This is a genomic window from Kitasatospora sp. NPDC059577, assembly GCF_042735475.1.
In the GTDB taxonomy this organism is placed as follows: Bacteria; Actinomycetota; Actinomycetes; order Streptomycetales; family Streptomycetaceae; genus Kitasatospora.
Window position 1 is genome coordinate 4,478 of the sequence record NZ_JBHWBZ010000050.1, and the last position, 1,556, is coordinate 6,033.

1 protein-coding gene is annotated in these 1,556 nt (G+C 77.4%); it reads left to right on the forward strand.

The window, feature by feature from the left end; genetic code table 11:
- The first annotated feature begins 233 nt into the window (after nt 1-233).
- On the forward strand, nt 234-1,340 hold the full coding sequence (locus ACFV0O_RS30015; protein ID WP_380346789.1) for a mechanosensitive ion channel family protein: 1,107 nt from the start codon (nt 234-236) through the stop codon (nt 1,338-1,340).
- Nucleotides 1,341-1,556: the final 216 nt, after the last annotated feature.

Consider the following 1,556-nt stretch of genomic DNA (forward strand, 5'->3'; position numbering starts at 1 on the left):
GGCCCGGTGAGGGAACCCCTCACCGGGCCCGACGCCGTCCGTGGCCCGCCCGCCCGTCGCCCGTCCGCGGCCCGTCCGTCGCCCGTCCGTCGCCCGTCCGGCCGGAGCCGGCAGGAATGGCCGCGCCGCGCCGGGACAGACGAGCAGGCGACACCGGGCCCGGCGGCGCCGCCCGTCCGGCCGCCCGGGACGCGGAGCCCGGCGGGAGAACCCGGGGCAGAAGGGAAGTACGGATGATGTGGTGGAGTCTGGTGCGCCTGGCACTGGCGGGTGCCGTGGCGGTCCTCTTCGCGAACGGCCTGGACCGGATCGCGCAGTTCGCGGTACGACGGCTGGCCGCCCGCAGGGGCAGCACCGGGGTGCCGCTGTTGGTGCGCCGGTGCCGGATGCCGATCCTGGCGCTGACGGCGTCCCTGCTCCTGCTCGGCGCCCTCCCGTGGGTCGCCGCGCCGCCCGCCGCCCGCGAGGGGCTGCGCCACCTGGCGGTGATCCTCGCCATCGCGGCCGGCGGCTGGCTGTGCGCCCGGGTGGTGGCCCTGCTGGTGGACAGCACCCTGCGGCTCGCCGTGCACCGCCGCGACCCGGCGTGGGCCGGGCGCGCCCGCACCCAGGCCGACCTGCTCGGCCGGATCGGCCAGGCGATCGTCGCCCTGGTGACGCTGGGCGCGGTCCTGATGACCTTCCCGGCGGTGCGCGGCATCGGCACGAGCCTGCTCGCCTCCGCCGGCCTGGTCGGCGTGGTGGCCGGTGTGGCGGCCCAGAGCACCCTCGCCAACGTCTTCGCGGGCGTCCAGATGGCCTTCGGCGACCTCGCCCGGATCGGCGACGTCGTCGTGGTGGGCGGCGAGTGGGGGACGGTGGAGGAGATCACCCTGACGGCCGTGGTGATCGAGACCTGGGACCAGCGGCGGCTGGTGATGCCGATGTCCTACTTCGTCGGCCGCCCCTTCGAGAACTGGTCCCGCCGCTCCAGCCGGATCACCGGCACCGCGCTGCTCCACCTCGACCACCACACCCCGATCGCCCTGCTGCGGGAGGAGTTCGACGCGTTCCTGGCGAAGAACGGGCTGTGGGACGGCGAGGGCAGCGCCCTGCAGGTGGTCGACACCACCCCCACCACCATCGTGGTCCGGGTGCTGGCCACCGCGGCGAACGGCGCCGACGCCTTCGAACTGCGCTGCGAGCTGCGCGAGCACCTGGTCGGCTTCCTGCGCGACGAGCACCCGTACGCCCTGCCCCGCCTGCCGGTGGCGGACGCGCCCGGACGGCACCCGCGGGTCCCCGACCCCCGGGCCGCCGACGACGCGCCCCGCCCGCCCCAGGACCCGCCCCGGAGGTGACGCCGGGCTTGATCATCCGGTGTCACGTCGGCTGTACGGCTCTGGGTCTCCGGGCGGTCACAACCGGTACCGGGCGGTGGACCGCGTCCGCCTGGACACCCGTTCGATCACCGGCTGACCCCCGCCCGCCCCGCCCCGGCCCCGCCCCCCGCCCCCCCCCCCCCGCCGGGGCCGGGGTGATACCCCGCCCGGCGCCCCCCCCCCCCCCCCCGCCCC

Bases quoted from the DNA above. Each gene is read 5' to 3' on its own strand.
- ACFV0O_RS30015 (WP_380346789.1), top strand. From the start codon at position 234: ATGATGTGGTGGAGTCTGGTGCGCCTGGCACTGGCGGGTGCCGTGGCG.